Genomic DNA, 882 nt, shown 5'->3' on the forward strand with positions numbered 1-882 from the left:
ATCTAGTTTTTCTAGAGTTTGCAGGAAAGTTTTGGCGGCATTGGCCTCGCCTGCACCAATGAATAGAGAGGCAACCACAAATACTGCTTGCCCAGAGGCGTAGGAAACCAAACAAGGATTGCTGGTGTATTTTTTGTATCCTTTTTCGATTTCATCTCCAATGGTTGATAGGAGTTGGTCTATTTGTTCTTTGTTAATGTTTTTAATGGTCTTGATTAGCTTGTCTCTAGCACCATCGTGGTTGATAATCACATCTATTGCAGAGCCTTGTAGCTTCATTAGCATAGAAACTCCCGCTGGTATGGCTTCTACAGTTCCTACTAAACCGTTCCATGCGCCACATACTAGAGCAAATTCTTGTCGACTTGCGCGGTACTTATCAGTGCTGTTTGCTTCGGAAATTATTTTACCTGAAGCATAAGCGTATATTTTTGCGGGTAGAGGATTGTAATCGGGTTCATCGGGATTGTAGTATTTAGCAGGAATTGCAGTCTTACCTATAAGACCAGCAAGTCCGTCAAGCATTGCAGTAAGAGGGTTGAAGTAAGTATAGGTTCCTTCAAACTTCAAACAAGCCAGCCATGATTCTTTTTGGTTGTTTATTTTTTTAATAGTAGCTTCAAAGTTGTCAAAATCAAGTTTTTCTTTGCTGCTCAATCCTTTTCCATAGGCTAAGTCGAGATCGAAATTGGCATTTGCTACATAATTTTTTGCCCAAATATAAATTTCACGAGAGTTGGATTTTTCCAAGTCAGCAATTGCTTTTTCTACCTCTGCAATTCCTTTTGTATCGTCTTTGGCGGTGATAAAAATTTTAGCATTTATACCATTAACTTGATTAGAAGTACTTACTTGTGCTATTAATTGCTTTAACTCGTCGGC

General features: G+C 38.9%; 1 protein-coding gene. It reads right to left on the reverse strand.

Features of this window, described 5'->3' with window-relative positions:
* Nucleotides 1-882 (reverse strand): hypothetical protein (locus tag FLB_RS14400; protein WP_197488958.1); only part of this gene is annotated, 882 nt, incomplete at both ends.

The sequence above is a fragment of the Flavobacterium succinicans genome (assembly GCF_001662485.1).
Lineage (GTDB): Bacteria > Bacteroidota > Bacteroidia > Flavobacteriales > Flavobacteriaceae > Flavobacterium > Flavobacterium succinicans_A.